The following is a 4,194-nucleotide window of genomic DNA, read 5'->3' on the forward strand; positions in this document are numbered from 1 at the left end:
TTACGGTTTTACTTACTTTAAAGTAATGCTATCCGTTTTTAAGCAAGTTTATAGCGGCGTGAATAATTCAGGATTAGAAATTTTAATTTAAAAGGAGAGAATGATTATGAAAAAGAAAGTATTAGCAGTTGTAATGGGAATGGTAATGACAGTATCAATGGTAACAGGATGCGGAGCAGGAGGGAATTCTTCTTCAGAAGGAAACACCGATAAGAATAAGTCAGAAGGATCAAAAGGTAAGTATAAGATTGCAATCGTAAAACAAATGGATCATGCTTCTTTGGATGAAATTGCAGAAGCAGTTGCGGCAGAGTTAGATGTGATCAGTGAAGAACAAGGCGTTGATATTGAATATGAAATTTATTCTGGACAGGGAGAGCAGACAACGTTGAAGCAGATCGGAGAGCAGGCAGCCGCAGAAGGTGTTGACGTCATGATTCCGATCGCGTCACTGGCAGCTCAAGTAATGACTTCCTGTGCAAAGGGAACAGATATCCCTGTTGTGTATGCGGCAGTTTCTGATCCGGAGTCGGCGGAGCTTACAGATATTGAATATGTGACCGGAACAAGCGATGCTTTGAACACAGAATTTATTTTAGATATGATGCTGAAACAGAACCCGGATGTAAAGGAAGTGGGACTTCTGTATTCTTTATCTGAAGCAAATTCGGAAAAACCAATTGCAGACGCAAAAAAATATCTTGATGATGCCGGAATTAAATATGTGGAGCAGACAGCATCTACAAATGATGAGGTAATTGCAGCAGCTTCTTCCTTAGTTGCAGAAAAAGTAGACGCAGTATTTACTCCTACGGATAATGTGATCATGGCGGCAGAACTGGCAATCTATAAGGGATTTGCAGATGCAGGAATTCCTCATTATACAGGTGCAGATTCATTTGTAAGAAATGGTGCGTTTGTGACCTGCGGAGTCAATTATACTGCCCTTGGAACAGAAACGGCAGATCTTGCATATCGGGTAATTACAGAAGGAATGGGTAATATGGAGGACTATTATCTGATGGACGGCGGTGTGATCACAGTCAATACAGAGACTGCAGAAATGCTTAACATTGATTATTCTGTATTTGAAGAAATGGGTGAAATAATTGAGGTTGAAACAACCGAAGAATAGGAGGGAAATCTTGTGACTTATATTATACAGACGGCTCTCGAATTGGGATTTTTATATGCGCTGGTATCGATCGCATTGTTTCTTAGTTTCCGTATTCTGGATATAGCAGATTTGACAACGGATGGGAGTTTTATATTGGGAGCGGCCGTATCTGTGACAATGACAGCAGCAGGGCATCCGTATCTTGGAATTGCAGCAGCATTTTTGGCAGGAGCGTGTGCGGGAAGTGTGACGGCGCTTCTTCAGACAAAGTTAGGAGTACCGTCTATATTGGCAGGAATCGTAACAAATACAGGACTTTATACGGTGAATCTGATGGTAATGGGATGGAGTTCTAACGTAAGTCTCTTGAAATCAGAAACGATATTTACTCTGTTCGAGGCAACAAAAATCGGAGGAAGATATGCAGATGCCATTCTTGGTTTTGCAGTGGCTGCATCAGTTGGAATTTTACTTCTTCTTTTTTTGAGAACCCGGCTTGGACTTTCCATACGAGCAACAGGAAATAATATTATAATGGTTCAGGCATCTTCGATCAATCCGGCGCTTATGATTACGATCGGATTGTGTATTGCAAACGGAATTACGGCTCTGTCCGGGGCAATGGTCGGACAGTATCAGAGTGCGGCGGATATTAACGGTGGTACGGGAATTGTCGTGATCGGTCTTGCCTGTCTGATTATTGGAGAAACGGTCCTTGGGCGGCGCACGGTTGTCAAAGGTGTGATCGCCGCAGTGATCGGTTCCGTGATATATCGTCTTATTTATGCAATGGTACTTTATACAAAGATTGTTCCGGTACAGGGATTGAAACTTATTACAGCGATTGTTGTTGCACTTGCAATCGCGTTTCCGACAATAAAGAAACAGACACAGCTTCAGAAACGAAAATTTGCAGCCCGCAGGAAAGGGGAAAATTAAGATGTTAGAAATAAAAAATATTTCCAAAACATTTCATCCGGGAACCGTAAATGCCAAAACTGCAATTTCTGGACTGTCTTTGAAATTGGAAGAAGGAGACTTCGTTACGATCATCGGTTCAAACGGCGCAGGAAAATCGACGCTTTTTAACGCCATTGCAGGAGCTTTTTATGTGGATGAAGGGAACATTGAACTGGATGGAAAAGATATTACATTTGTTCCAGAATATAAAAGAAGCCGGAATATCGGACGCCTTTTCCAAGATCCTATGGGCGGTACTGCACCGGGAATGACCATTGAGGAAAATTTGTCTTTGTCTTATCTGCGTGCGTCAAAGGGCAGTAACCCTTTCAGCAGGATTACAAAAAAGGATAAAGAGATTTTTCGGGAAAAGATAAAAACACTGAATATGGGACTGGAGAACCGGATGAACCAGCCGGTTGGACTGCTTTCCGGAGGGCAGCGTCAGGCTTTGACGCTTCTGATGGCAACAATGGTAACGCCTAAGCTGCTGCTTCTGGATGAGCATACTGCGGCTCTGGATCCCGGAACGGCGGAAAAAGTGTTGAATCTGACAAAGGAAATTGTAGAGCGGGAGCACATTACCTGTATGATGATCACACACAATATGCATCAAGCTCTGGAATTAGGAAACCGTACATTTATGATGTCAGACGGGAAAATTGTGTTAGATGTCAGGGATGAAGAACGGGAGAAGATGACGGTGGATGATCTATTGCTGCGATTTAGAGAAGGAGCGGGACGAAGACTGGATAACGATAGGATTTTGTTGTCTGAGTAGAAAAAATGATATGTAGTAATCGTATTTAATAATGAATATAACAGAAAACAGATTCACGATAATAGATTTATGTGAGTCTGTTTTCTATTTTTAAAGTATTAAAAAGTCTTCTAAACCAGTCTTCTAAACCAGTCTTTTATTCTACTCTTTTAGTATAGCATTTAAGTTTAAATGACTGAACAGAGGGAATAGAAGCAAAGATTAGGAATGGCCATATTTTTTACTATATGCAAAAAAAACGGAATGTGATAAAGTATTATATGTGCAGACAATGAGAAAATATAGAATAATTGTTACTGCGGACAGAGGAAACAGTAACGAATAATTTGTACAAATGAAAGAGGAAACAGAAATGAAACGTATTTTATTGATGGTTGCCAGAAATATCCTACTGGTACCGATTTTTTGGATCAGATTGTGCTATCATGCGGCTCATGTCGATAAGTATACTGATGAAGAACATTATAAATTATTAAAATTTATTGATCATCGTGCCAATGTGGGAGGTAATGTGACAATCAATTTATATGGGAGTGAGAATATTCCAAAAGAAGGCGGATTTATTTTCTTTCCGAATCATCAGGGAATGTATGATACGCTGGCAATCATGGAAGTATGTGACAGACCATTCTCTGTTGTTGCCAAAAAGGAAGTGGAAAATATTCCTTTCCTGAAACAGGTATTTGCCTGTGTGCGGGCATATATGCTGGATAGAAATGATGTACGCCAAGGACTACAGGTTATCTTGAATGTGGCAAATGATGTGAAAAATGGAAAGCCTTTTTTAATCTTTCCGGAGGGAACAAGATCAAAAAAAGGAAATGAGGTTGGGGAATTTAAAGGCGGCAGCTTTAAAGCAGCAACTAAGTCAAAATGTCCGATTGTTCCGGTAGCTCTGATCGATTCTTTTAAACCGTTTGATTCAAATTCTATCAAACCTGTTACTGTACAGGTTCATATCTTGAAACCGATGATGTATGAAGAATATAAAGATATGAAGACAACAGAAATTGCGGCGCTGGTACAGGAAAAGATAAAAAAAGTGATTGAGAAGAATATATAATAAGTCTTTGGTAATTTATTAGAAAGAGAATGTTTTATGGTATTTCCTTCTGGAAATCACAGTCGCTCCGGCGGTCTGAGTTTAACAAATAAAGATATAAAAATCTCCTATAAATCAAATGCTGATCCGCATTGATTTATAGGAGATTTTTACATAGTCAGATAAAGACAATTTAAACAAAAAACAGAAAATATAATAACAGTTCAGCCCAGGACTTTGCACTGGCTGCAAAGTCCGTGAAATAACGTATAGGTAGAGATGCATCAAGCCACC

At 39.8% G+C, this 4,194-nt stretch carries 4 protein-coding genes; all 4 read left to right on the forward strand.

The window, feature by feature from the left end; genetic code table 11:
* Positions 1–106: 106 nt before the first annotated feature.
* Positions 107–1,135 (forward strand): ABC transporter substrate-binding protein, encoded by a 1,029-nt coding sequence (locus NFS18_RS18930; RefSeq protein ID WP_251393083.1) that lies wholly within the window; start codon positions 107–109, stop codon positions 1,133–1,135.
* Between the two features lie 12 nt (positions 1,136–1,147).
* Positions 1,148–2,056, forward strand: coding sequence for an ABC transporter permease (locus NFS18_RS18935; RefSeq protein WP_251393085.1), 909 nt, complete (start codon positions 1,148–1,150; stop codon positions 2,054–2,056).
* A 1-nt stretch (position 2,057) separates the two neighbouring features.
* Positions 2,058–2,858, forward strand: a complete 801-nt coding sequence (locus NFS18_RS18940; protein WP_251393087.1) for an ABC transporter ATP-binding protein — start codon at positions 2,058–2,060, stop codon at positions 2,856–2,858.
* 352 nt (positions 2,859–3,210) lie between these two features.
* The gene (locus tag NFS18_RS18945; protein ID WP_251393088.1) at positions 3,211–3,921 is read left to right on the forward strand and encodes a lysophospholipid acyltransferase family protein; all 711 of its coding nucleotides are present in this window, start codon (positions 3,211–3,213) and stop codon (positions 3,919–3,921) included.
* The last annotated feature ends 273 nt before the right edge of the window (positions 3,922–4,194 follow it).

The sequence above is a fragment of the Mediterraneibacter agrestimuris genome (assembly GCF_943193195.1).
In the GTDB taxonomy this organism is placed as follows: Bacteria; Bacillota; Clostridia; order Lachnospirales; family Lachnospiraceae; genus Schaedlerella; species Schaedlerella agrestimuris.